Origin of the sequence: Empedobacter sp. UBA7620, from assembly GCF_002484185.1 — a bacterium.
Lineage (GTDB): Bacteria > Bacteroidota > Bacteroidia > Flavobacteriales > Weeksellaceae > Empedobacter > Empedobacter falsenii_C.
The window spans coordinates 1-273 of record NZ_DLJI01000067.1 but is presented as its reverse complement, the minus strand read 5'-3'; positions in this window follow the sequence as shown (position 1 = coordinate 273).

Sequence of the window (273 nt, the reverse complement as noted above, 5' to 3'; positions counted from 1 at the left end):
TTCAAATTCTTCAAATTCTTTTGTTTCAAAATAAATAATAGAATTTTCTTTAGCATACTTATCTTCATTACTTTTACAACTGATAAAGGAAATTATTGAGCTAAATATTGACATTAATATAATTTTTTTCATTTTTATGGAAAGTTTTTACTTTCATGTTTAATTATTGTTTGTTTTGCAAATTGACCACTATGCTGCCTAGAAGAACTTTTGAAAGATCTTAAATCCTCTAATAACCCACTAGGCATTTGAGTTGTATCAGGAATCCAATTT